Consider the following 22,630-nt stretch of genomic DNA (forward strand, 5'->3'; position numbering starts at 1 on the left):
CTTCTGGCTACTGTTTTTTGCATACTTCATTTTTGCCCACCCCTTTATCATTTAAGTACAATTGGAAAAAAGCCGGGAAATAGGCAGTGATTCGGGAGATGTTACCCTGTATGTGGTATTTTCCCGGCAGTATCCATAACGACCGCTACGATTACGATATCGCGTACAAGCAGGACGGTACATTACGGACCTTTGAACAAAGATGAGTATGTTTAGTACCACAACCGCTCCCAAGGGATACAAGTGGTTGAGTATTAGATATGAAGATGGTTCCACGTTCACTGAAAACAATTCTATGCATCGTTACGCTGCTGACAGCCCTTCCTGGGGCCGCCCAGCAAGATCGTATATACTCCGGCGTTCCCTGGGCCGATGACCAGGGAAAGGCCGTAAGTGCCCATGGTGGCTGCATTGTGAAAGATAAGGGACGCTATTATTTCTTTGGTGAAAAACACCTGGAGCCCTATAATAACTTCGGCGGCTTTACCTGCTATTCCTCTGCGGACCTCTGCAACTGGACGTTTGAGCGGATAGTCCTGCCGGTACAGGATTCCGGCAAGCTGGGACCCAATGCGGTAGGAGAGCGCCCGAAAGTCATGCAATGCCCCGCTACCGGTGAGTATATCCTGTTCATGCACGCCGACAGCCTGGGTTACAAAGCGCCATATGTTGGTTATGCCACCTCCGCCAATATTACCGGCCCTTATACCTTTCGTGGCCCCTTGTTGTTTGAAGGCAAGCCTATACGAAAATGGGATATGGGAACTTTCAAAGACCAGGATGGCCGCGGTTATCTGCTCCTGCATGGCGGGGACATCTACCAACTGGCGGATGATTATCACAGTATAGCCGTCCACGTTAATAAGGAAATGGTTAAAGGTTTTGAATCGCCCACGCTGTTCCGCAAGGATAGCATTTATTACTTCATTGGCTCCGACCTCACCAGCTGGGAACGTAATGACAACTACTATTTCACGGCCACCTCGTTGGCAGGCCCCTGGGAGAAAGGCGGGTTTATTGCGCCTGCCGGCACGCTTACCTGGAACTCGCAATCCACTTTTGTTTTACCGATAGCAGGCAGTTTGGATACCACTTTTATGTTTATGGGCGACCGCTGGTCGTTCCCCATGCAGACTTCCGCAGCCACTTATGTGTGGCAGCCATTGCAGATAAAGGGCCGGCAACTCTCCATGCCGGTGTATCATGAGGCCTGGAAAATTAATATCAGCACAGGGGTAACATCTCCCGAAAAAATAATTGGAAACAGGATAACGCATACGGATAAACGAATAGAGTATAAGGGCAACTGGATGCATAACGCCTATAGCAGCACTTCGGACAGCAGCGCCTCATTTTCGCTGTCCTTTAAAGGTACGCAGGTAGCCTGGTATGGCCCGGCTCTGCCGGATGGAGGCTATGCACGTATATCCATCACTGATAGTAAAAATATAGTGATATATACTTTTTTGGTAGATAACTACTGTAAACATGAGCAGCCCGGCCTGCGGTTTATAAGTCCTGTACTGGCTGCTGGCAAGTACAGGTTGACGGTAGCAGCAACCGGTACTCATGCTACGTGGTCGGATAAACGAAAATCGGACTATGGCAGCACAGGTTATAAAATTGCGGTAGGGGAGATGCTGGTGTCGCAGATAAATAAATAACAACATTGTAAACACTCAAACAACGGTAGATACATGAAACTGATTTTTCCGATAGCAGCACTGGCATTGGTGTTAGCAGCTGCTTCCTTCCGCGTTGAAAATGATAAGGTAACGGTGCGTGAGCTGGCGGTGAAAGCCCCTTTCACCATGCCTAAAATTAAAGTGCCCGATTACAGCAAAGGCATCACGGTGAACATTATCAGTACGGGTGCAGTGGCAGGCGACAAGGAAAAAAATGCCGCCGCCATTGCGCAGGCAATCGCCCAGGTAAATGCTGCCGGCGGTGGCACCGTGCTCATTCCCGCTGGCGAATGGCTCACTAAAAAAGTACACCTGAAAAGCAATGTAAACCTGCACCTGGAAAAGGGCGCCACGCTGCTGTTTTCAGGTGATCCGGCTGATTACCTGCCGGCAGTGCACAGCAGCTGGGAAGGCATGGAGTGCTACAATTATTCCCCGCTCATCTATGCGTATGAATGTAAGAACGTAGCGGTTACCGGTGAAGGGGAAGTTAAAAGTGAGATGGATACCTGGAAACAATGGTTTACCCGCCCCAAGCCGCATATGGAAAGTCTGAAACGCCTGTATAACCTGGCCTGGAACTACACACCGGTAAAGGAAAGGCAGATGGTGGACGATACTTCGCACCTGCGCCCGCAGTTTATACAGTTTAACCGGTGCCAGAACGTGCTGCTGGAAGGCATTCAGATAACCAACAGCCCTTTCTGGACTATACATCTGTATCTTTCAAAAGACATTGTGATCCGCAAAGTAAAAGTATATGCCAAAGGGCATAACAATGATGGGGTGGACCCTGAAATGAGTCAGCAGGTGCTGATTGAAGATTGTGTTTTTGATCAGGGAGATGATGCGGTAGCGATTAAGTCAGGCCGCAATCCGGAAGGCTGGCGCTTAAAAACACCTTCCAGAAATATTGTGATCCGCAACTGTACCGTGAAAAACGGTCATCAGCTGGTAGCCATTGGCAGTGAGCTTTCCGGTGGTATTGAAAATGTGTTGGTAGATAATTGTACTGTACTGGATGGAGCTAAGCTCAATCACCTGCTGTATATCAAAACCAACGAGCGGATGGGCGGTTTCGTCAATAACATCTACCTGCAAAATGTGCATTCCGGAAAAATTGACCAGGGGGTGCTGGGGATCGATACAGATGTGCTGTATCAGTGGAGAACGCTGGTGCCTACCTACGAACGTAAGCTCACGAAGATCAGCAATGTGTTTTTGAAAGATATCAGTACCGGCGAGGTGAAGTTTGTATCCAGGATAATGGGACAAAAGGAATTACCGGTGCAAAATGTGAAGCTGGCGGGGATTCAGACAGGCAAGGTGGATACCACGGCGAATATGCAGGAGAACCTGGTAGGGTTTAGTGTTACGAATGTTAATCAGTAAGTAAAGTTTGTGAGGAAAGGGGAGGTACTTGTACCTGCCCTTTCTGAGCCAATAAGTTCTTCCTGTTTGCTGCCACGGTGCAAATATTACTAACGGCGGTGGCTATAGTTATTTCCTGCCAGCCCCATGTATCATTACCTTCCATACCTCTACAAACTCCGTCCCCAGGGTTGACCCGTGCTTATCCTTTTTGTCAATATCCGTTACAAATATCTGATGGCGGCTGCTGACAGGTGTATTCGGTTGTACCATAGTCGTATCCGTTACCTGCTGTTGATTTACGGCAGCTACATCCTGGATCTGGTAATTATAGTTAAAGGGGTCCTGCAGGTGCAGCAATGCATAAATCCTGGATACCGGTGTTTTACCAGGTTGCAGCTGCCAGCCGGCAGGCTGCCGGAATTGCTGGAGGTAGTCCTGCGGACCGGAAAACAGCAACACTCCCGCCATGGGGAATCGTTTGCCGAAATAGGCTGCATGCCCGGCGCCCTGACTATGGCCTCCTACGATAATGCGGTCCCAGCGTGGCTTTCCGTTAGATACAAATTGCGCCCATTGTTTTGGCTGTTGCTTCGCCAGGAAGTTGAGCAGGGTGGTAATGCGCTGCACCAGTGAATTGGCGGAGTCAACCTGCACCTTATCACTTACCGGTGTGCCAAACATTATCTCCTCCCTGAAGTTATTGAAACAGGTGCTATCTTCACTCACAGAACAAACCGTGGTCACTACCTTGTTCATATAGTCAGGTGTGATAACGAAATACCCCATAGCTGCGAAGCTGCTGTCGAATCTCCGGAAATCAGCGGCCTTGCCATTGGTACCGGGAATCATGATAAACAGCTGTTGTTTCTTGTTTTTTGCCGCCGGTTCGTATACCAGGTGCGGTGTATGAACCATTACCTGCGATGGGGTAGTGGTGGCGGGTGAAATTTCCTGGTGCCTGATTTGTGCAGTCACCGCTGTGCTGCCGAACAGCAGGGCAATGATGTATGTTAAAGGGTTGTATGCTTTCATAATATCGGAATATGGCTGCCAAGATAAGGCGGCCGCCGGATTATTGCTATAAGCGCCAAACTATTTATTTTCGTAAAAATTGTTACAATGGGATTGCTCAGTAAAATCTTTGGGAAGGATAAGCCGGATAACCAGACTGATGGTTATGAAAACTTTTGGAAATGGTTTCAGAAACACGAACAGCAGTTCTTTAAAGCGCTGAAGAAAAAGAAAGACCTGGAGGAAGATTTCTTTGATGAGCTCACCTCGGAGCTGAAGCAGTTAAACGACGGTTTCTTTTTTCTGGCTGGCATGGTCGACAAAAATACTGCGGAGCTGATCATTACCGCAGATGGAAATATTAAAACAATCCCGTTTGTGGAAGAGCTGGTGGCCGTGGCGCCGCAGCTGCCCAACTGGCATTTTACAGCGTTAAAGCCAGCATCGGACATCAGCACTGCAAATATTCAAATGGGAGAGCTGACGTTTAACCCGGAGAATATTCATTTCTATCCGAATGAACATCCTGAATATCCGGATGAAATTGATATTACCATTGTGTACGATCATTATGAGGAGACCCTTAAGGATAATATTCTCAGCGGCATTTACATCTTCCTGGATAATTTTTTGGGAGAACTCAGGTTCGCTACGGCAGTGGATAACATGACGGTGACAGGCCGGGAGGCAGGTCAGCCCGATCTTATTCCGGTTACCAAGTTAAAGGACTATTTGTTGTGGAGAGAGAAGGAGTTTATTGAGAAAAGTGAAGTGGCTTTCCGCAATACAGAGAACGATAATTATTCCGTGCTGGAGGCCGAGCTGACGTCCGGTAACCGGTTGCTGGCGGTGGTAAATACCGATGTGTTGTCGTGGGAAAACAAGGCTTCGCATCCCTGGGTAATGGTGATAGAAATTCATTTCAAGGGCAATGAGCAAACAGGTATGCCGGATAATGAAACGTACCAGGAGTTGGAAGAAATTGAGGAGAATATTGGCATTGCACTAAAGGCCGAAGATGGCTACATCAATATAGGCCGGCAGACGGCCGAGAGTACCCGTACTATTTTTTATGCCTGCAAGGAGTTCCGCAAGCCGGCTAAAACATTAAAGGATGCACCAGTGGCCTTGGGAAAGGATTTGCAGTTCAATTATGCGATCTACAAGGATAAGTACTGGCGCACCTTCAACCGGTTTGTGACAACAGGCTAAAATGGTCTGTAATAGGGTCGGTGCGTGAGGGGAGAAAAGCCCCAGGGGATAGAAAAAAACAGGATTACAAAAGCGATGCTATACCAGATAGCGATGGTTTTATACTGTTCCCTGGCGCTGGTTTTCCTTTTAGCTTTGGCTGAACCAATGGTAAGTAGGATAATGCTTAGCAGCATCATGGAGCTATGTTCCATCCCAAAAAATCTGATCTCCCTCATTTTTACAGCTTCTCCGAAATGCTGGAGAAAATAATGTACCAGCGGACTGATAAAATACAAGCATATGCCCAGTACCAGCTGGATGTGTGCAGCGGTGACCGTGGCTATACGTAGTTGCTTGCTGCCAGCGCCGAAAGGACGTGCCTGCAACCATCCGCGGTAGGCATTGAAGAGGGAAGCTACCAGGGTGATCACCACCAGCCAGCGAACCAGGGAGTGCAAGGCTAAAAGAAAAGGATACATCATTTGTTGCTGAGGCAATAAAAAAACCGCCGGTGGCGGTTGTTAGTACGTGGTTATACTTCGTAATCGTAGTGTACTACGCGCATGGGTTTACCACCGGTAGCGTTGTAAAAGCGCATGGCTTCGGTGTCTCCTTCCATGGCCTGAACAAAAAATTCACCGATATTTTCCTGCTGGCAGTAGTCGCGCAGGCCATTGAGCAGGAGGCTGCCGAGGCCACGTCTTTGTTCGGCGGGATCTACGGCCAGGTCGTAGAGGTATACTTCTGCAGTTTCTTCAAAATAGGAAGGCAGCACGTAGGCGGTGAGTCCACCCAGCACTTTTCCATCCGCTTCTTTGGCGGCAAGTACAATAAAATCTTTGTTGCTCAGTAGTCGATGCAGGTAGTTTTCTGCGGGTACAGTAAATTCTTCCATCTCAAAAACCGCTTCATAAATGTGCAGGATGGAAATAAAGGCCGGCAGCTCAGCCGCGGTGAGTCGTGAAATTGATACGGACATTGTAATTTTCGTTCTGGCTTATAGAGATAATTCCTGTTTGTCGCCCACAAAATTACAATTCTGATTGAAGTAAAAGAAATTAATAAAAGATTAAACCCGTTCCTGCTGGCGCAAGTGTTCTTCGTGGAGGGTATTGACATCCACAGGGCCACGGCGGCCGGCGAAAGCGTTGTAGCGGATACCTTTGAAGATCCGGTAATTGCCGATGCCTATACGTTGCAGGAAGTACCGGCAACTCGTTTTAAGTACACCGAGTCCGTAGATACTGCTGCGGCGGAAATTGATGGAGGAGGCTTCTTTGAAATAGCGGGTGGGGCAGGTAACCTCACCGATTTCAAAGCCACTGTAGAAGATTTGCGCTACCATCTCATTATCAAACACAAAATCATCGGAGCAGTTGTCAAACGGAATGTTTTCCAGGACTTTGCGGTGGAAGGCACGATAGCCGGTATGGTATTCCGATAATTTCTGGCGCATCAGTATATTCTGGGATACAGTCAGTAACCTGTTAAAAAAATATTTATATAACGGCATGCCACCTTTAAGGGCACCCATACCGAGGATGCGACTACCAAACACCACCGGATATACGTTGTTGCCAATGATTGAAGCCATAGCGCCCAGCAGCTGGGGAGTGTACTGGTAGTCGGGGTGTAGCATAATGATGATGTCGGCCTCCAGTTCCAGTGCCTTTTTATAGCATGATTTCTGGTTGCCGCCATACCCTTTATTCTTTTCATGACGAATGATATAGTGGATGCCGATATTCTGCGCAACCGCCACTGTATTGTCTTTGCTGCAGTCGTCCACCAGGATGATATCGTCCACGATTTTGCGGTCGATTTCTTCATAGGTGATTTGCAGGGTTTTGTCGGCATTATAGGCAGGCAGTACTACTACCACTTTCTGACCATTTATCATAGTAACTGGTTTATAACTTAAATTTAGTTCCGGGCACTGCATTGACCCCGCTCCTGAAATTTTTTCAGCCGTTAACATCTGATTTAGTAACTGCCTGTAAGAAAAGGTTAATATGCAGGGAGATTTGAATATCACAATGTCACAACCATGAAAACTTCCGGTATTTTTTTGTTGTCCCTGCTCTTGTTTGTTTTCTGCCAGGCCACTGCACAGGCGCCGGATTGGAGTAATCGCAGTAGTTGGATTGTGCCCGGTTATGCAGAAGATACCCTGGCGCGGCCCAGCCCATGGTACAGGAAAATTTTCACCATCAATAAGCCACTTGCATCGGCCACGCTGTATGTTACCGCACATGGTATTTATGAGGCATACCTGAATCAGCAGAAGATTGGCAGCGATTATTTTGCACCCGGCTGGACCAGCTACGATAAGCGGCTGCAATTCCAGGAGTATGACCTGCTGCCACTGTTGGGTAAAGGAAAGGCGGAGTTGCGTATAGTCGTAGGCGAAGGATGGTACAGGGGGGCTTTTGGAGGGATGATGCAACGGGATAATTACGGAAATGATCCGGCAATTATCGCTATGGTGGTACTGCGATTTGCAGATGGTACGCAAATGGAAGTTCCAACAGATGTTTCCTGGGAAGTCGCGACTGGCCCAATTCTGCATGCTGATTTATATGGCGGAATGGTGTATGATGCCAATATTCCTGTTACCGGATGGGGGCCTGTAAAAACAGCAGATTATAGCAAAACGATATTAGTGCCTACGATCGGAAAAGGCGTGCGTAAACAGGAAAAGCTACCGGCACTCAAAGTATTCACAGCGCCGGATGGTAGTCAGCTGGCCGACTTCGGGCAAAACCTGGCAGGGTGGGTACAGTTGACAGTGAAAGGTAAAAAAGGGGATACGGTTACCCTGCAACATGCGGAAGTACTGGATAAACAGGGAAATTTTTATACTGGTAATCTGCGGGAAGCCAAAGCTACGGACACGTATATACTAAAAGACGGCGTGCAAACGCTGGAGCCGGTATTCACCTGGCGTGGCTTCCGGTATGCTAAGGTTAGTGGTGTAAGGGTGCGCCCGGAGGACCTTACAGCTATTGCACTATATACAGCAATGACGCCCACGGGGACTTTCAGTTGCTCTAACCCCTTACTTAACCAGCTGCAGCATAATATCACCTGGAGCCTGAAAGGGAATTTCCTCGATATTCCTACGGATTGTCCGCAGCGCAGTGAGCGGCTGGGGTGGACCGGTGATGCGCAGGTGTTTTTCCGCACGGCTGCTTATAATTTTGATGTAAAGGATTTTTATAATAAATGGCTGCAGGATTTAGTGGCGGATCAGCGGGATAATGGCTCTGTGCCGCAGCTGGTACCCTGGATTTATCGTAACCTGCAGCCGCCACGCCGCAATGGAATCGCCGGCTGGAGTGATGCTGCCACCATCGTTCCCTGGGAAATGTACCAGGTGTATGGCGACCAGTCCATCCTCGAAAAGCAGTACCCCAGCATGAAAGCCTGGGTGGATTACATCATTGGGGCCAGCAAAAATGGATTGTGGACCGCCAATGGCTATGGGGACTGGCTCGCGCCGGGGGACTCCACCTCCTTGCCGTATATTGATCAATGTTACTGGGCTTACAGCACTCAGTTGCTGGTGAATACAGCCACGCTGCTGGGCAGGCAAACCGACGTGGATGCCTATACGAAAATAGTGCAACAGGTTAAGGATACTTTCCGGGTACACTACCTGCGTCCCGGTGGGCGCACGATGCCGGACACCCAAACTTCCTATGTGCTCGCCTTGGAGCTGGGAATGTTGCCTGATAGTCTTAAACAGCCGGCAGCAGCACGTTTGGCATCACTGGTGGCTGCAAATGGTAATCACCTGGCCACCGGGTTTCTCGGTACACCCGGACTGCTGCACGCACTCAGCAATAACGGCGAACTATCAACTGCTTATCAATTGTTACTGCAAGATACTTATCCCTCCTGGCTGTACCCTGTGAAAATGGGTGCTACCACCATCTGGGAAAAATGGAATGCCATCCTGCCGGATAGCACCGTGCAGGCTACCTCGTATAACCACTACGCGTATGGAGCCGTGGGCAACTGGTTGTACAGCGTAATAGGCGGCATACAGGCTGCCAGCCCGGGATACCGGGATATCATTATTCGCCCGCAGCCCGGTGGCGGACTCACCTGGGCCAAAGCCAGCTATAACTCCGCCTATGGTGAAATCAGGTCTGAGTGGGAGCTGGAAGGAAATAAGATAAAGATGACGGTGCAGGTGCCGCCAGGTACGAGTGCTAAGGTGTATGTGCCGGGGAAGGAGATGGTGTTGGTGAAGGAGGGGAGGTTTGAGTTTGAGGGGAGCATGACCCGCTGATATAATTTGATTGCTTTTCATTGTTTGAATGCAATTGAAGGCGGTAACATAAATAGTTAACCTGATATAAAGAAGTAATAGCCAAATGACTTTTGAAAAATATACCCACAAAATTGCTTCTGCCGAAATAGCTGCATTAAAATTATTAGGATATAGAATGGAAGGCTTGCATGCTGAAGAGGATAGATTTATTAATAATAATTTTCCAAATTGTGATTTACATCGATTGTTGATACAAGTGAATAATCTGTTGAATCCCCTTTCTGATCGGCACAAGCGTAAAGGCGTCATATTTGAGTCATCAATACCCCCAAGTTTAAGATTGTATTATTTAGCGGACGATTTTGAGGATGTTAATACCGGTCTTGCCATTGCAAGGACTTTTACTTGGGAAACCGGAGCCTTGGTGGCTAAACATGATTTTTTTAGGTTGCCAAGGGTTCATAGAGGCAGGGGAATTGCGAAACAGATATTTAAGGATTTTCTTCAGCAGTATATTAACATGGGAGTAAAAAAGATTTGTGTATATGCTGCTTTAGAGGATGGTGGGTTTATATGGGCCAAAAATTTCTTTGCTGCGGAAATAAAAGAGGAGGTTGCTGAAATACTTAATAAGGCAAAGGCTAAATTAACGCAGCATCAATACTTGGCAATACATAAAATTTATGATAATTATTATATGAAATACCCTGGAGGAAACGCATTTCCAATTCATAAATGGGCCGAATTGCCTTTTATGGAATCTATACTCCGTGGCAGTACCTGGCATGGCTCGATTGATTTGACTAATAGGGAACAATTCGCTAAATTTGTATTATATGTCCTTGGAGAAAAATCATAACATCCATGAGTCAGCTTCAATTGGTGAAGAATTGTTGTTGGGTAGTCCATTATCAGCAATGGATAGAAAGTGCCTTACTGTAAGACAGGTGGTGCATGACGGTGACTTTTCCTTAGAAGAAGCATTGGCGGTTTATGAAGTATCAAGGGCTGAATTCGATGATTTTATAGCTAAATACCTGATTTCGGTGTTGGAATCATCTATTAATCCTTCAACTCCCGAACACCTCAAAATGGTTATAAGTCTGGAGGTTTTCACAAATATTTACAAACGATTATTCTTCAAAATAGATAAAGATGCCACTTCTATTTTGGAGCATCTGGATATATTATCCAAAGATGTTGAGCAAGGAAAGATAAGAGTATAACACCCAATCATATATAAGTCATTTAGGCGGTTAAGTAGGTCTTAACCGCCTTTTTATCTTTAACCTACTGTCACAAAGTATTGAAATTACGGAGTTAATACTTCTTTCTTTTTGACATCGCCTTGTAGTTCACTAATATGCAGCGAAAACAACAGCATAATTATCATCGGTATAAACTGATATCGCAATACCACTGGTGTTGCAAAAACGCTGAACCCAAAGTTGATCACCACAAACACCGTTGCCAGCCATACGGAGGCAAAGGAAACATAAGTGCCACTATTGTGTCTGCGAGCCTTGTATAGAAAGAAGAGTGAAACCAGGAAATAAAAATTAAGACCTGTCCATAGCAAACGGTAGAAGTAGCCGATGATCAGCATAGGCCAGGTAGGGATGCGTTTGTGTACCGCCGCACTTTCGAGCTGAAACCATTTTTGCGGGGAGCGCCACATATCCTTTTGACCCAGGTTATAGTTAGTATATTTTTCCAGGTGTGGATTAAAATATGTTTTCGTATTCAACCACATATAGTAACGCATAAACGAAAAGGGATACTTCTTTATCAGGTACCAACCGTATTTATTGTAGCTGGGGGAAACAGACCCCCACAGTTTGATTAGTCCTCTGGAAGTGCCTTCAAACTTAGGTCCGTATGCAAAGGAATATGGTTTCAGAATAGCGTTGGGCATCTTGATGAAAAATGTGCCTGGCAGTTCGGCCATTTGTTCATCTGTGGGAGCAATCTTTCTGAAATACAATTTTGCATAGCGGTCCAGCGGGCGCAGGTCTTCCGGGAGTTGTGTGCTATCTACCTGAATGTGGCCATACATATAAAGAGCATTGTTGGCGATCTGCCAGCCACCGAAGATGGAAAATTCCGCATGGCCGGTAATTTTCTTCGTTTCCTGTTTGGTGTACAGTATGAAAGGAAAAATGAATAGCCAGGGTAGGATGATACCGAATAATTTGAAGGGCAGTTTATAGGCCGTAATTGGAATAACCAATAGGGCTACCAGTGGATAATAAATAGCAGTATAGCGGACGGTGAACGCGATGCCGATCAATATGCCCTGTATCAGCAGGTACTTGAGCTTTGGCGACCGGAACATCCACATGTACTGCGCAAAGATGGTGACACTCAACGCGCAGAACAACGCATCACTGAGTACACAGTTGGCCAGGTATAGCAAGGCAGGGTTTACTATCAGGAAGATAAAAAAGAGCCGCTTATTCCATCCCCGCAGATCCAGCAGGTACAAGGCTGTATAAAACAGGTACAACAAAGCGACCTGCAATATCAGATACTGCACCGCCACCAGCCACACGTGCGATGGAGAAATGATGTGCACCAATTTTAAGAAAAACGGATATCCCACCGGCCAAATATTTACCCGCAGGTTTTCCAGGTTTGTATCTACATAGTTGGAAGAGTCAGAAATGAAATCCGGAAACGGATACAGCAGTTTAAACACTACAAACTGGACTATTGTTACCAGCAAGGCAGCCAGCAAATACTTCCGGTTGGAAGGGTTACGGAATATAAATGCGACAAATGACTCCCGGTTAAGGGTAGTCAGGGGTTGATGCGATAGTAAACGAATAAGGTTCATAATTCGGATGTTTGAATTGCTGGTAGGTTTGCGGCTAAATATCTGTGTTTGGGATGCTACGGGACTTCAGTGTGGGCAAAAAAAGATTGCGGGGTTCTGATCCGCCATTGGAGCTATCCTATGCTGTGAGTATGGTTCAAATTTTCCTGCTGGTCATCACTACTTATTCTTGGCATTGGAGCTATCATGACTGTGAATACGGTTCAAATTTCGCTGGTCATCATGACCCGCATTCGAAAAGTGGTTTTGTCTAAGAACTGTCACAAGAATATTATATCGTGCGCGATATAATATTTCGATTTACATTTGTGTCGTAAACGATATAAAAATTATCATCATGGCAAATACAATCTATCAGACAAAATCCACCGTTACAGGTGGCAGAAATGGTAAGGTACAATCAGAGGACGGTGTATTGAACCTCGAACTGCGCATCCCTAAAGAAATGGGTGGCCCCGGAGGTAGCTATACCAACCCGGAACAGTTGTTTTCTGCCGGCTATGCCGCCTGTTTCGACAGCGCCCTGAATTTTGTAGCATTACAGCAAAAGATTAAACTCACCGGAACAAGAGTATCTGCAACAGTGGGACTTGAAAAGGCAGATCCTGGATTTAAGCTCGCCGTGGCACTGGATGTAGCCATTCAGGGAATTCCCCGTGAACAGGCGCAGCAACTCCTGGAAACGGCCCATCAGGTATGCCCTTATTCCAACGCACTGCGAAATAACGTAGATGTTAAGTTAACTTTGCTGGAAGAAGAATATTAATATCATGGAACCAACATTAAAACTGGCGGATCAGATTTGTTTTCCGGTATATGCAGCCTCCAGGCTCATCATCAGGAAGTATACCCCTTACCTGGATGAGCTGGGGCTCAGCTATCCCCAATACCTGGTTATGCTGGTATTATGGGAAGAAGATCAGGTGCCCGTAAGTTTTATTGTCCAGAAACTATTACTCAATACCAATACAATTACACCGCTGCTGCAGCGCCTGGAAGCGATGGGTATGCTCACCCGCAAAAAGTCGCAGCACGATGAAAGAAAAGTAATTGTTTCCCTGACCGCCAAAGGCCGGAAGCTAAAAGAACAAGCGGCGACCATTCCATCAGAAATGGCCGCCTGCCTGCTTTCGAAAGAAATCACCGCAGCAGATCTGGGCATGCTCGTGAATAAGTTAAATCAGCTGATAGCCACCCTCAATGAAGAAGATGCTTCATAATTGTGAGGTATGTCACATCCGGTGCGGCCACGATCGCTGAACTTTGTATATTCATACTAAACGAAACGACCTACCATGTTAAATTTCGAACTTTATAATCCCACCAATCTGGTTTTTGGAAAAGGACAGATAGCTAAATTGAAGACATTGGTGCCGCAGGATGCCAAAATCCTCCTGCTCTATGGAGGCGGTAGCATTTTTAAAAATGGGGTGTACGACCAGGTGGCCGCCGCACTCGAAGGCCATGATATCACAGAATTTGGTGGCGTAGAGCCCAACCCGCATTTCGAAACACTGATGAAAGCAGTGGAAGTGATCAGGGAGAAAAATCTCAACTTTATACTCGCCGTTGGCGGCGGCTCCGTGATAGATGGCGCGAAATTCGTTTCTGCAGCAGTGAAATTCGATGGCAATCCTATCGACATCCTGCAAAAACAAATTCGTATAGTAGATAACGTAGTGCCTTTCGGCACTGTGCTCACCCTGCCCGCTACCGGCAGCGAAATGAACTCCGGATCGGTGATCACCATCAGGAGCACGCACGAAAAACTTTCCTTTGGCGGACGGGCATTATTCCCGGTATTTTCGGTATGTGATCCGGAGGTCATTACATCTCTCCCTAAAAGACAACTACAGAACGGTGTAATAGATGCCTATACACACGTGATGGAACAATACCTCACTTACCCTGCCGGTGCGCTCCTGCAGGACCGCTTTGCAGAAAGTATCCTGCAAACGCTCGTGGAAGTAGGCCCTTCCGTGGTGGATAACCCGGACGACTACACGCTGGCGGCCAATTTCATGTGGAGCTGTACCATGGCGCTGAACGGACTAATCCAGAAAGGCGTGCCTACGGACTGGGTTACCCATATGATCGGTCACGAACTCACCGCCCTCTATGATATTGATCACGCCAGAACCCTCGCTATCATTGGTCCTAACCTCTATAAAGTGATGTTCGATACCAAAAAGGAAAAGCTGGCGCAATATGGTCGCAGGGTATGGAATATCCAGGGCGATAATACGGACGAAGTAGCCAAAGTGGCTATCGAAGCTACCATCCGCTTCTTCGATACCATGGGCATGAAAATGAAACTTTCCGCTTACACCACCGAATACGCCAAAACCGCCGATTTCATCGAAAAACGATTCAATGAAAGAGGATGGGTAGCCATGGGTGAAAGGAAAAATATCACCCCTGATAAGGTGCGAGCAATTGTGGAAATGAGCTATTAGTTTTTATTTATTATATAATTTGGAAGCGCGAACGCCACCCGGCTTTCGCGCTTCTTTTTTACCAGCTACGAGAAACGACGGAGGACAACGCCCTCTCCACCTTTTGTTTATCCGGCATCGCAGGCACCCGTAAAATCGAAACAAAAACAAACAACAATTTCCCCACTCCTGTGTTGATGAAGAAAAACTGCTTCAGATGACAAACTTAATCATCGCTTCATTTGCCCAGGAAGCACAAGCCATCACGGCCTTCCACAAGCTGACTGAACTGGAATCTATCGGGGACCTCACTATCTACGAAAGTGTAATTGTACAAAAGAATGCACAGGGCGAAACCGGTGTGGTGCAAACTGGCAACAGCACAGAGGGGGTACGCACCTTATCTGGTATGGCGCTGGGTACACTGGTAGGGGCCTTTGCCGGGCCGGTGGGCATCCTGGCGGGCATGCTGCTGGGAACAATGGGAGGCGCTGTTTGGGAAGCCAATTACTTCAACTTTACAGAAGAGTTCAGCCGCAAAGTGGCCGATTCCCTGAAGCCGGGGTATACCGCCCTCATTGCGGAAGTTGATGAAGACAATGAAGTATTTGCCGATACCTATATCAAATCTTTGGGCGGCACCCTGCTCCGCACAGACGTAGACTTCGAATATGAAAAAATTGTGGACGACCAGGTAGAAGCCCTCGATGAACAGATTGCTGCCGACCGTGCAAAACTGCGCACCGCAGAAGCTGCCGACAAAGCCCGCTTTGAAAAGGAAATCGCTGAACTGAAAGAAAAAAGAAAGCAACGTATCGCTGAACTAAAATCAGCCGTCAAAAAATCAGGCGCACATACGGAAGCTACGCTGAAGGAAATGAGAGCCACCCGCCTGAAAAGTAGGATAGAGCTGTATAAACGGCGTATTGCCACTCTGGAATCCGAACTGGGAAAATTATAAATGCGATCGGGATGGCGAGCCACCGGCCCGTCATCCCAATCAAATAAAATGCTACTTTATCCACTGCACACATACCGGACTTCCAACCTTAATTCGTTTGCCCGTATCCGTTAGCTTGCCTGTTTGTTTATCCACCTTAAAAATCACCACATCATTACTCTCCTGATGCGCTGCCAGCAGGAAGTTTCCAGCCGGGTCAAAATTGAAATTGCGTGGCATCACACCCAGGGTAGACTGGAATCCCGTTACACTGAGCTTTCCGCTGATCTTGTCCCGCTTAAATATCGCAAGGCTGTTGGCATCACCCCTGTTGGAGGCATAGAGGAAATTATTATCCGGGGAGAGATGAATATCCGCTGATCCGATTTTTCCCTTGAAATCCGCAGGGTGACTACTGATCGTTTGTAACAAGGTGAACCTGCCATCTGCATAACTATACACCAATACTTCTCCGGAAAGTTCTGTCATCAGGTACGCGTATTTTCCAGTGGCATCAAACACCATATGGCGAGGGCCGCTGCCTGGTTTTACCTGTACAAACGGAGCCGTAGCAGGGGAGAGCTTGCCGGTACTGGCAGCAAAATTGTAACACATGATCTTATCAATACCGAGGTCATTGACAAACAGGTATTTATTATCGGGAGAAAAGAAGGCCGCATGCGCATGTGCTTTCTCCTGCCGATCGGCCACCGGCCCGGTGCCGGTATGCTGTACCTGGTCCGCCGCTACGCCTATGTGGCCTTTGTTCACAGGGAACACCACGGCATTGCCACTACCGTAGTTAGCCACCGCAATAAATTTACCATTGCTGCTGGCCGACACATAACAAGGCCACTGGCCGTGCGAGGGAACCTTGTTAATAAAGCTGAGCCTGCCGCTGCTGTGGTCAAACGCAAAGGAAGATACACCGCCAGGGCCGCTGTCTTCATTTACCGCATACACGAAGTGCTGATCCGGCGAAACAGCCAGAAAAGACGGATTCGTGGTAGCTGCCTCACTTACAGGCGTAGCTTCCCCGGTTTGGGTATTGAAGTGATATACATAAATGCCTTTGCTCTGGCCGCTGTTGGTGTAAGTACCCAGCAACAGATAAGGCTGATCGGATGGTTTGCCGGACATATGATGTTGTTTATGCTTTTGCTGGCCATATATCCCGCCAAAAGGCAACAGTGCTAAGGCTGATAACGTGGCATATCGCTGGAGAATTCTTTTCATCTGATGTTAACTTGGATTAAAACAGCACCAAGATTAGTGAAAATAAGATAAAGAACAAAAGGCGCAGCTGGCTGTTTTACCAAATTGTATTGTAGTACAGACTAAAAAACGGAAATTATGATATTAACACCCAACACACCCGCACCGGATTTTGACTTATATGCCACGCCCGATCAGCGTTTGAAGCTGTCGGATTTCAAAGGGAAAAAAGTAATCCTGTCCTTTTACCCGGCGGACTGGAGCCCTGTTTGCTCTGATCAGCTGGCACTCTATAATGAAACGCTGAACATGTTTCGTAATGCCGGCGCTGAGCTGCTGGGCATATCGGTGGACAGCAAATGGAGCCATCTGGCATTTTCGCAGGAGCGTAAATTTCATTTTCCACTGCTGGCAGATTTTGAGCCCAAAGGTGAAGTAGCAAAACAATACGGCATTTATAACAACGATGGCGGTGAAGCCCACAGAGCTTTGTTTGTGATAGATGAAAAGGGCATCATCCAATGGAGTTACCTTTCACCGGATGGCATCAATCCCGGTGCAGACGGTATTCTGGATGCTTTGGATCAATTAAATAACGGTAAAAATTAATAGCATGGCACATTTAAAAACAGCAGTCAGCAAAGGGGATCACACGCTTGGTAATCCAAACGCAGCAAAGGTTTTGGTAGAGTATGGCGACTATCAGTGTCCGCATTGTGGCGTTGCTTTCCCCTTCATCAACCGGTTATTGGATAATTATGGAGATGAAATCCTGTTCGTATTCAGAAATTTCCCGTTACAGGAATCGCATCCGGCTGCGATGATGTCGGCCCTGGCAGCCGAAGCGGCCGGGCAGCAGGGTAAGTTCTGGGAAATGCATGATATGATCTTCGAACACCAGGCTAAGCTCAGTGCAGACACCTTGCTCCACTTCGCAGAAAAGCTGCAGCTGGATATGCAGCAGTTTTCACAGGACTGGCGCAGCCAGGAGTTGATGAGCAAGGTGGAAGGGGATTTTGAAGGTGGCCTGCGCAGTGGTGTAAATGGCACGCCTACCTTCTTCCTCAATGGTGAACGTTATGAAAAATATGCTTCTACCTACGAATCGCTGGAGCTGATGATGCGCGATTAATTATTGATAAAACTCTTCCCTGATCTGAATCAGCAGGTGTTCCGCTCTCCGGTAGTCCGGTGCCTCCGGCAGGCCGGAAGCGGCATAGAGGGCGTCCATATTATCCAGTTTGGCATTGATGAGGTCCATCAATTCCGTATATTCATAGGCGCCACTCCGGATCTTCAGCAGGGCTTCCCGGTCGCTGCGATGTACCCGCACTTCCTGATAGCGGGCAATTTCTTCTGCCATACTCAGCAATCTGAATGTATGCATCATATTTTTGGCATCATAGTTTTTCCCATGCGCCAGCGTGCCCTGGTAGCGCTGTTCGTTGCGGTTTTCCACCCACTGCCAGTATTCGAGATATTCCCGGCAATAAACCGACCAGGCATCTTTATTGAAAGTCATTACCGCCAAAGGTTCCACGCCTTTAGGAATGGAGCTCAGCTGTACCTCGTTGGCCTGGTCGCCTGAAACAATACCACGCAGCTGCGGGTGATGGTAAATCAGGTAACCATCCCGGAAGTTGGGAATGGCAGTAAGTCCGCAGGCTTCCTGCTGAAGTTGGTTTTCCAGCAGCCATGCTGCCAGTGTCATGCTGCCATTGCTGTGTACAACATAGCAAAAGTCCAGCACTGTTTTGCGTGCTTTTTCAAATGTTTTATTTATTTTTTTATTGAGACCTGATGCTTTCTTAATCTGCGTTTTAGCGTAGCCGGCAAAGGTTTCCTGGCAAAGCTTCGACAAAAAATCCCGGGGCTGAATGCGTGCCATCACGGGATGCTTAAACAATACACAGTGTGTTGGTGTGTTGAGCAGTTCCAGGATGTTCGGATTGTTTTTACAAAGAAGTTCTATAAACCTGCCAATCTCAAAAAATACCTCGTCATTGCTGTTGTTGTTGACCTGCGGCGTATAATTAAGGCCATAGAATTCCTGTTTAGGCAGTATGAATATGCCTTTTAGGTCCATGTCGGAAGTGGGAAGTGCCAGGTTATAGGCATTGCTTCCACTGATGCATTTGAGCAGCAGCTGCCGTGGTGATTGTATTAATTCCTCAAAGGTCATGGCGGATATACTTTCTAAAAATCTCATCCAGCTGTGCTGTTGTATGTTGTACAGGAGAGATGTTATTCGCTTTTTCTAAACCTGCCACGAGGTTGGTTGAAATCCACTGTTGCAGGAATGGAACAGGGGGCACCAGCGTTTTTTCATCGGCGGCTTTTTTCTGTAGCAGCAGTGCATCTACAGCCTGATGCCATTCCTGGTCTGTGATGAGGGTACGCAGCGCACCGAATTCAATTGGAGGAACGGTCTTTTTATCAAGTATCCACATGCCTGCCAGCAGTGGCCGCAGGGCATAAAAGTACTTTTTGAGCTTTACTTCCGGCGTCTGCAGGCTTTGCTCAAAGGTGTTCCTGGCCATGGAGAAGTAATGGTGACAACCCGCCCGATGTGAATAGTACTCGTTCATCAGGCTGCGGAGTTCGGCGGCAAAATCGGTATCTTCTCTATATATAATTGGCGATTGCAGCCATTCATATAAAGGGCTGTTGGATTTTAGAAACAGTTGTAAAGCCTTTCGTATATCCCATCCATTTATATCCAATACTTCATCTACCGGGATTTCGATTACATCTTTGCGGTCGTGGATGCTGAGGTATTCCAGGCCTGGGCGCTGGTAAATAAAACGCACGTCATAATCGCTGTCGGGCGAAGCAAAGCCCCAGGCGCGACTCCCGGACTCTATCGCCATTAATATCCTGACCCCTTCCTGTTGCTCAATTTGCCTGAGTTGTTGCTGTATAGTTGGTTCCATATAATTACACCTGTTTCAGAAAATCCTCACGGTGAGGGCTAAACGTATCTATGAGCACGCCTGCTTCCAGGCAAATGCAGCCATGCAGCACGTTGGATGGCATATAACAGCCATCGCCGGCACGGATGATGCGGGTTTCGTTGCCGATGGTGAATTCAAAGGCGCCGCTTTCCACATAAGTTACCTGTGTATGCGGGTGCTGGTGCATTGTGCCTACCGCACCTTTCTCAAATTTTACTTTTACGAGCATGACGCGGTCGTCGTACCCGAAGATCTGGCGTTCAATGCCCGGGGAAGGGTTTTCCCATGCTATTTCCTGTTCAAACTGGAAGATCTGGCTTTCTGGTTTCTTACTCATCGATGTGTGTCATTTTGGGTAAAATTAATTTAAATATATATTATCTTGTCTGCCCATAATCGGAACATATGCGAAAGAACTTGTTACTATTAGGTATGAGCTGCCTGTTAACTGCCGGAGTAGCCTCCCGCGCAGCAGTGGCAGCGCCGGCAGTCACGCTGCAGCAGGCCCCGGACGGCAAAGAGCTGATCGGTCGTTGGGATATCACCGTTGATGAGGATGGCAAGCAGCTGCCCAGCTGGCTGGAAGTGAAGCTCAGCGGCTTCCGCACCCTCGTAGGGTATTTTGTAGGTACCAGCGGCAGCGCCCGCCCGGTTGCCAAAGTAAACTTTGACAAGGGTAAATTCAGTTTCACCATACCTCCGCAATGGGAGAGTGGCAGCCAGGATTTTGTGATCGAAGGCACCGTCGCCAACGAAACTATTACCGGTACCATCACCACCAGTGAAGGCAAAAAATACAGCTATAAAGGCGTGAGAGCTCCGATGCTGGTGCGTGAAAAAGCACCTAAATGGGGCAAGTCCGAAAACCTTTTTAATGGTAAGGACCTAACCGGATGGAAACCTACCGGCAAAGTAAACCAGTGGGTCGTGAAAGACGGAGTGCTCACCAGTCCTAAATCCGGCTCCAACCTGGTATCAGAAAAAACCTTCAACGATTTTAAACTCCATGTGGAGTTCAGGTATCAGCAAGGTAGCAATAGCGGCGTATACCTCCGCGGCAGATATGAAACGCAGATAGAGGATAGCCCTAAAGGCGCACATCCGTCATCGGTATTATTCAGTGGTATCTACGGTTTCCTGGCACCAAGTGAAATCAATGCCTTAGGTCCGAATCAGTGGCAGTCGTACGATATCACCCTGATCGGCCGTATGGTAACGCTGGTGGTAAATGGTAAAACCGTTATCTCCAACCAGGAGATTCCGGGTATCACCGGTGGCGCGCTGGACAGTGATGAGGGCGCACCTGGTCCTATCTATTTCCAGGGGGATCATGGCCCGATTGAATTCCGTAAGGTGGTGATTACGCCTGCGTTGTAATATCTCATTGGGGCCTTCGGCCTTGGTGGTCTTTTTTCACGCAAAGCAGCATAAGGGGCATAAGCAGCAAAGGCCTGTGTTTTGTTCCAATAAGTTGTTTGATTAAGGAGGGGGCTGAGCCCCCTCCTTAATCAAAATAGGGTCAGCCGAAGGCCGACCCTATTTTGATTTTAACCAACAAAACACAAGCCTTTGCTGCTTACCTGCTTTGCTGCTTTGCGTGAAAAAAACTCGCTCTTCTGGCGCCGAAGGCGCCATTGCCTCTCTTTGAGCAAAATAACTTCCTGCTTATTTCTGCTGCTGCCTGATCGCCTCCAGATCCACCTCATACAACAACAACTTCCCTTCCTGCTCCCGCTGCAACTCCTCTTTTAACCGCAACCCCAGTTTCTCCAGTAATCGTACAGACGCCACGTTGTGTGGGAACGTAGTGGCATATAACACCGGCTGCTTCGTATGGGCTATGAGCCCGTCCAACACGCATTTGGCAGCCTCCAGCGCGTAGCCGTTGCCGGTATACCGCGGCAAAAATGCATAACCAATATCTCTGTCAGGTAAATAAGCACGCTGGATCAGACTGATCATCCCAATGGGTGATGCCGTGTCTTTCAGGTAAACAACATAGTATTTGATATCCGGATTGCCGTTGATACGCTGGATATAAGCCCTGGCATCCAGGATAGTATGGATATAACGCTCACCTATAAACGTTTTCCATCCTTCAGTATTTAGTAACTCCAGAATAAAAGGGGCATGGTGTAATGTGAGATTTTTTAGCTGCAGCCGATAGGTATCAGTATTAAAATTCATAGTTATAAGATATTCATTTTATTTCCGGACAGTTGTTATCATGTTATTTATAGTGTAACTTGATAAGTAAGAAAGTTATTTATAAGTTACTATTAAATAATTAAATTTACGGATAACCCCTTCATCTAACTAGGTCTGCAGGACTCCTTCACCAGGTTTTTTTTGTTTTCTTCAGTTCCTGCTTGCATTTCAAAGGGATTAAAAGTAATATTGAAATATATTTCTATTCTCATAAGCAAAACTGGAAACTATGCCTCCCATCTTTTATGGGAGGCTTTTCTTAGCAATCCGAACAAAATTGATTTAGCAAGTTCGTTGACGACTGCATCCACGTTCTGAAGAAATTTTTAAATCTCCCCTGTATAATTATAAATTCTCAAAAAAGCATATTATATTAGCAGCCTGAGAGTCACCCAAAAAAACACGCTCGACATTTCCTTCCTCGTAAGGAGCTGTTTTTTTATTGAACCAAAATCAAATCCACGTTTTGACACAGGTGATTCTCTTACCTCACGTAAGT

At 47.2% G+C, this 22,630-nt stretch carries 23 protein-coding genes; 13 read left to right on the forward strand and 10 right to left on the reverse strand.

The window, feature by feature from the left end; all coding sequences use genetic code 11:
• Positions 1-266: 266 nt before the first annotated feature.
• On the forward strand, positions 267-1,664 hold the full coding sequence (locus tag KW844_RS23730) for a family 43 glycosylhydrolase (protein ID WP_255578602.1): 1,398 nt from the start codon (positions 267-269) through the stop codon (positions 1,662-1,664).
• A gap of 33 nt (positions 1,665-1,697) precedes the next feature.
• The gene (locus KW844_RS23735) at positions 1,698-3,077 is read left to right on the forward strand and encodes a glycoside hydrolase family 28 protein (protein ID WP_218379283.1); all 1,380 of its coding nucleotides are present in this window, start codon (positions 1,698-1,700) and stop codon (positions 3,075-3,077) included.
• 108 nt (positions 3,078-3,185) lie between these two features.
• Here the strand turns inward: KW844_RS23735 and KW844_RS23740 are convergent, their stop codons facing one another.
• The gene (locus KW844_RS23740) at positions 3,186-4,091 is read right to left on the reverse strand and encodes a hypothetical protein (protein WP_218379284.1); all 906 of its coding nucleotides are present in this window, start codon (positions 4,089-4,091) and stop codon (positions 3,186-3,188) included.
• Positions 4,092-4,178: 87 nt separating this feature from the next.
• On the opposite strand from KW844_RS23740, the gene KW844_RS23745 reads away from it, so the two are divergent.
• A complete protein-coding gene (locus KW844_RS23745; protein ID WP_218379285.1) occupies positions 4,179-5,282 on the forward strand; it encodes a DUF695 domain-containing protein in 1,104 nt (367 codons plus the stop codon).
• On the opposite strand, the gene KW844_RS23750 is transcribed toward KW844_RS23745, so the two are convergent.
• From KW844_RS23750 to KW844_RS23760, 3 genes are all read right to left on the reverse strand, one after another.
• Positions 5,279-5,746 (reverse strand): hypothetical protein, encoded by a 468-nt coding sequence (locus KW844_RS23750; protein WP_255578603.1) that lies wholly within the window; start codon positions 5,744-5,746, stop codon positions 5,279-5,281. The genes KW844_RS23745 and KW844_RS23750 overlap by 4 nt on opposite strands.
• 50 nt (positions 5,747-5,796) lie before the next feature.
• The gene (locus KW844_RS23755; protein WP_218379286.1) at positions 5,797-6,243 is read right to left on the reverse strand and encodes a GNAT family N-acetyltransferase; all 447 of its coding nucleotides are present in this window, start codon (positions 6,241-6,243) and stop codon (positions 5,797-5,799) included.
• 90 nt (positions 6,244-6,333) lie between these two features.
• Positions 6,334-7,164, reverse strand: a complete 831-nt coding sequence (locus KW844_RS23760) for a glycosyltransferase family 2 protein (RefSeq protein ID WP_218379287.1) — start codon at positions 7,162-7,164, stop codon at positions 6,334-6,336.
• 147 nt (positions 7,165-7,311) lie between these two features.
• Here KW844_RS23760 and KW844_RS23765 point away from each other — a divergent pair, with 147 nt between their 5' ends.
• The 3 genes from KW844_RS23765 to KW844_RS23775 all read left to right on the forward strand — a co-directional run bounded on the left by KW844_RS23765 (position 7,312) and on the right by KW844_RS23775 (position 10,769).
• Positions 7,312-9,561 (forward strand): family 78 glycoside hydrolase catalytic domain, encoded by a 2,250-nt coding sequence (locus KW844_RS23765; protein WP_218379288.1) that lies wholly within the window; start codon positions 7,312-7,314, stop codon positions 9,559-9,561.
• 85 nt (positions 9,562-9,646) lie between these two features.
• Positions 9,647-10,402 (forward strand): hypothetical protein, encoded by a 756-nt coding sequence (locus tag KW844_RS23770; protein ID WP_218379289.1) that lies wholly within the window; start codon positions 9,647-9,649, stop codon positions 10,400-10,402.
• Complete coding sequence (locus tag KW844_RS23775; RefSeq protein ID WP_218379290.1) at positions 10,380-10,769, forward strand: hypothetical protein; 390 nt, start codon at positions 10,380-10,382, stop codon at positions 10,767-10,769. Before KW844_RS23770 ends, KW844_RS23775 begins: the two co-directional genes overlap by 23 nt.
• A gap of 86 nt (positions 10,770-10,855) precedes the next feature.
• Here the strand turns inward: KW844_RS23775 and KW844_RS23780 are convergent, their stop codons facing one another.
• Positions 10,856-12,379, reverse strand: a complete 1,524-nt coding sequence (locus KW844_RS23780; protein WP_218379291.1) for a hypothetical protein — start codon at positions 12,377-12,379, stop codon at positions 10,856-10,858.
• A gap of 337 nt (positions 12,380-12,716) precedes the next feature.
• On the opposite strand from KW844_RS23780, the gene KW844_RS23785 reads away from it, so the two are divergent.
• The 4 genes from KW844_RS23785 (at position 12,717) to KW844_RS23800 (ending at position 15,775) form a co-directional block, all read left to right on the forward strand.
• Positions 12,717-13,145, forward strand: a complete 429-nt coding sequence (locus tag KW844_RS23785) for an organic hydroperoxide resistance protein (protein ID WP_218379292.1) — start codon at positions 12,717-12,719, stop codon at positions 13,143-13,145.
• A gap of 4 nt (positions 13,146-13,149) precedes the next feature.
• Positions 13,150-13,599 carry a MarR family winged helix-turn-helix transcriptional regulator gene (locus KW844_RS23790; RefSeq protein WP_218379293.1) on the forward strand — a complete coding sequence of 150 codons (450 nt, stop codon included), beginning with the start codon at positions 13,150-13,152 and terminating at the stop codon, positions 13,597-13,599.
• Between the two features lie 75 nt (positions 13,600-13,674).
• Positions 13,675-14,835, forward strand: a complete 1,161-nt coding sequence (locus KW844_RS23795) for an iron-containing alcohol dehydrogenase (protein WP_218379294.1) — start codon at positions 13,675-13,677, stop codon at positions 14,833-14,835.
• 196 nt (positions 14,836-15,031) lie between these two features.
• A complete protein-coding gene (locus tag KW844_RS23800; protein ID WP_218379295.1) occupies positions 15,032-15,775 on the forward strand; it encodes a DUF1269 domain-containing protein in 744 nt (247 codons plus the stop codon).
• Positions 15,776-15,826: 51 nt separating this feature from the next.
• On the opposite strand, the gene KW844_RS23805 is transcribed toward KW844_RS23800, so the two are convergent.
• The gene (locus KW844_RS23805) at positions 15,827-16,990 is read right to left on the reverse strand and encodes a lactonase family protein (protein WP_255578604.1); all 1,164 of its coding nucleotides are present in this window, start codon (positions 16,988-16,990) and stop codon (positions 15,827-15,829) included.
• A 117-nt stretch (positions 16,991-17,107) separates the two neighbouring features.
• Here KW844_RS23805 and KW844_RS23810 point away from each other — a divergent pair, with 117 nt between their 5' ends.
• Together KW844_RS23810 and KW844_RS23815 are read left to right on the forward strand one after the other, a co-directional pair.
• Positions 17,108-17,578 carry a redoxin domain-containing protein gene (locus tag KW844_RS23810; protein ID WP_218379296.1) on the forward strand — a complete coding sequence of 157 codons (471 nt, stop codon included), beginning with the start codon at positions 17,108-17,110 and terminating at the stop codon, positions 17,576-17,578.
• Between the two features lie 4 nt (positions 17,579-17,582).
• On the forward strand, positions 17,583-18,101 hold the full coding sequence (locus KW844_RS23815) for a DsbA family protein (protein ID WP_218379297.1): 519 nt from the start codon (positions 17,583-17,585) through the stop codon (positions 18,099-18,101).
• Here KW844_RS23815 and KW844_RS23820 read toward each other — a convergent pair whose 3' ends face one another.
• Genes KW844_RS23820 through KW844_RS23830 form a run of 3 tightly spaced genes read right to left on the reverse strand, consistent with a single transcriptional unit; the run spans position 18,102 to position 20,260 of the window.
• Positions 18,102-19,178: a DNA polymerase beta superfamily protein gene (locus KW844_RS23820; protein WP_255578605.1), complete on the reverse strand. Its 1,077-nt coding sequence runs from the start codon at positions 19,176-19,178 to the stop codon at positions 18,102-18,104.
• A complete protein-coding gene (locus KW844_RS23825; RefSeq protein WP_218379298.1) occupies positions 19,141-19,902 on the reverse strand; it encodes a nucleotidyltransferase domain-containing protein in 762 nt (253 codons plus the stop codon). The genes KW844_RS23820 and KW844_RS23825 overlap by 38 nt, the downstream gene beginning before the upstream one ends.
• Positions 19,903-19,906: 4 nt before the next feature.
• Positions 19,907-20,260: a cupin domain-containing protein gene (locus KW844_RS23830; RefSeq protein ID WP_218379299.1), complete on the reverse strand. Its 354-nt coding sequence runs from the start codon at positions 20,258-20,260 to the stop codon at positions 19,907-19,909.
• Between the two features lie 68 nt (positions 20,261-20,328).
• Here KW844_RS23830 and KW844_RS23835 point away from each other — a divergent pair, with 68 nt between their 5' ends.
• On the forward strand, positions 20,329-21,300 hold the full coding sequence (locus KW844_RS23835; protein WP_218379300.1) for a DUF1080 domain-containing protein: 972 nt from the start codon (positions 20,329-20,331) through the stop codon (positions 21,298-21,300).
• A gap of 288 nt (positions 21,301-21,588) precedes the next feature.
• Here KW844_RS23835 and KW844_RS23840 read toward each other — a convergent pair whose 3' ends face one another.
• A complete protein-coding gene (locus KW844_RS23840) occupies positions 21,589-22,110 on the reverse strand; it encodes a GNAT family N-acetyltransferase (RefSeq protein ID WP_218379301.1) in 522 nt (173 codons plus the stop codon).
• Positions 22,111-22,630: the final 520 nt, after the last annotated feature.

This window comes from Chitinophaga sp. sic0106, assembly GCF_019219075.1.
Taxonomy (GTDB): Bacteria; Bacteroidota; Bacteroidia; order Chitinophagales; family Chitinophagaceae; genus Chitinophaga.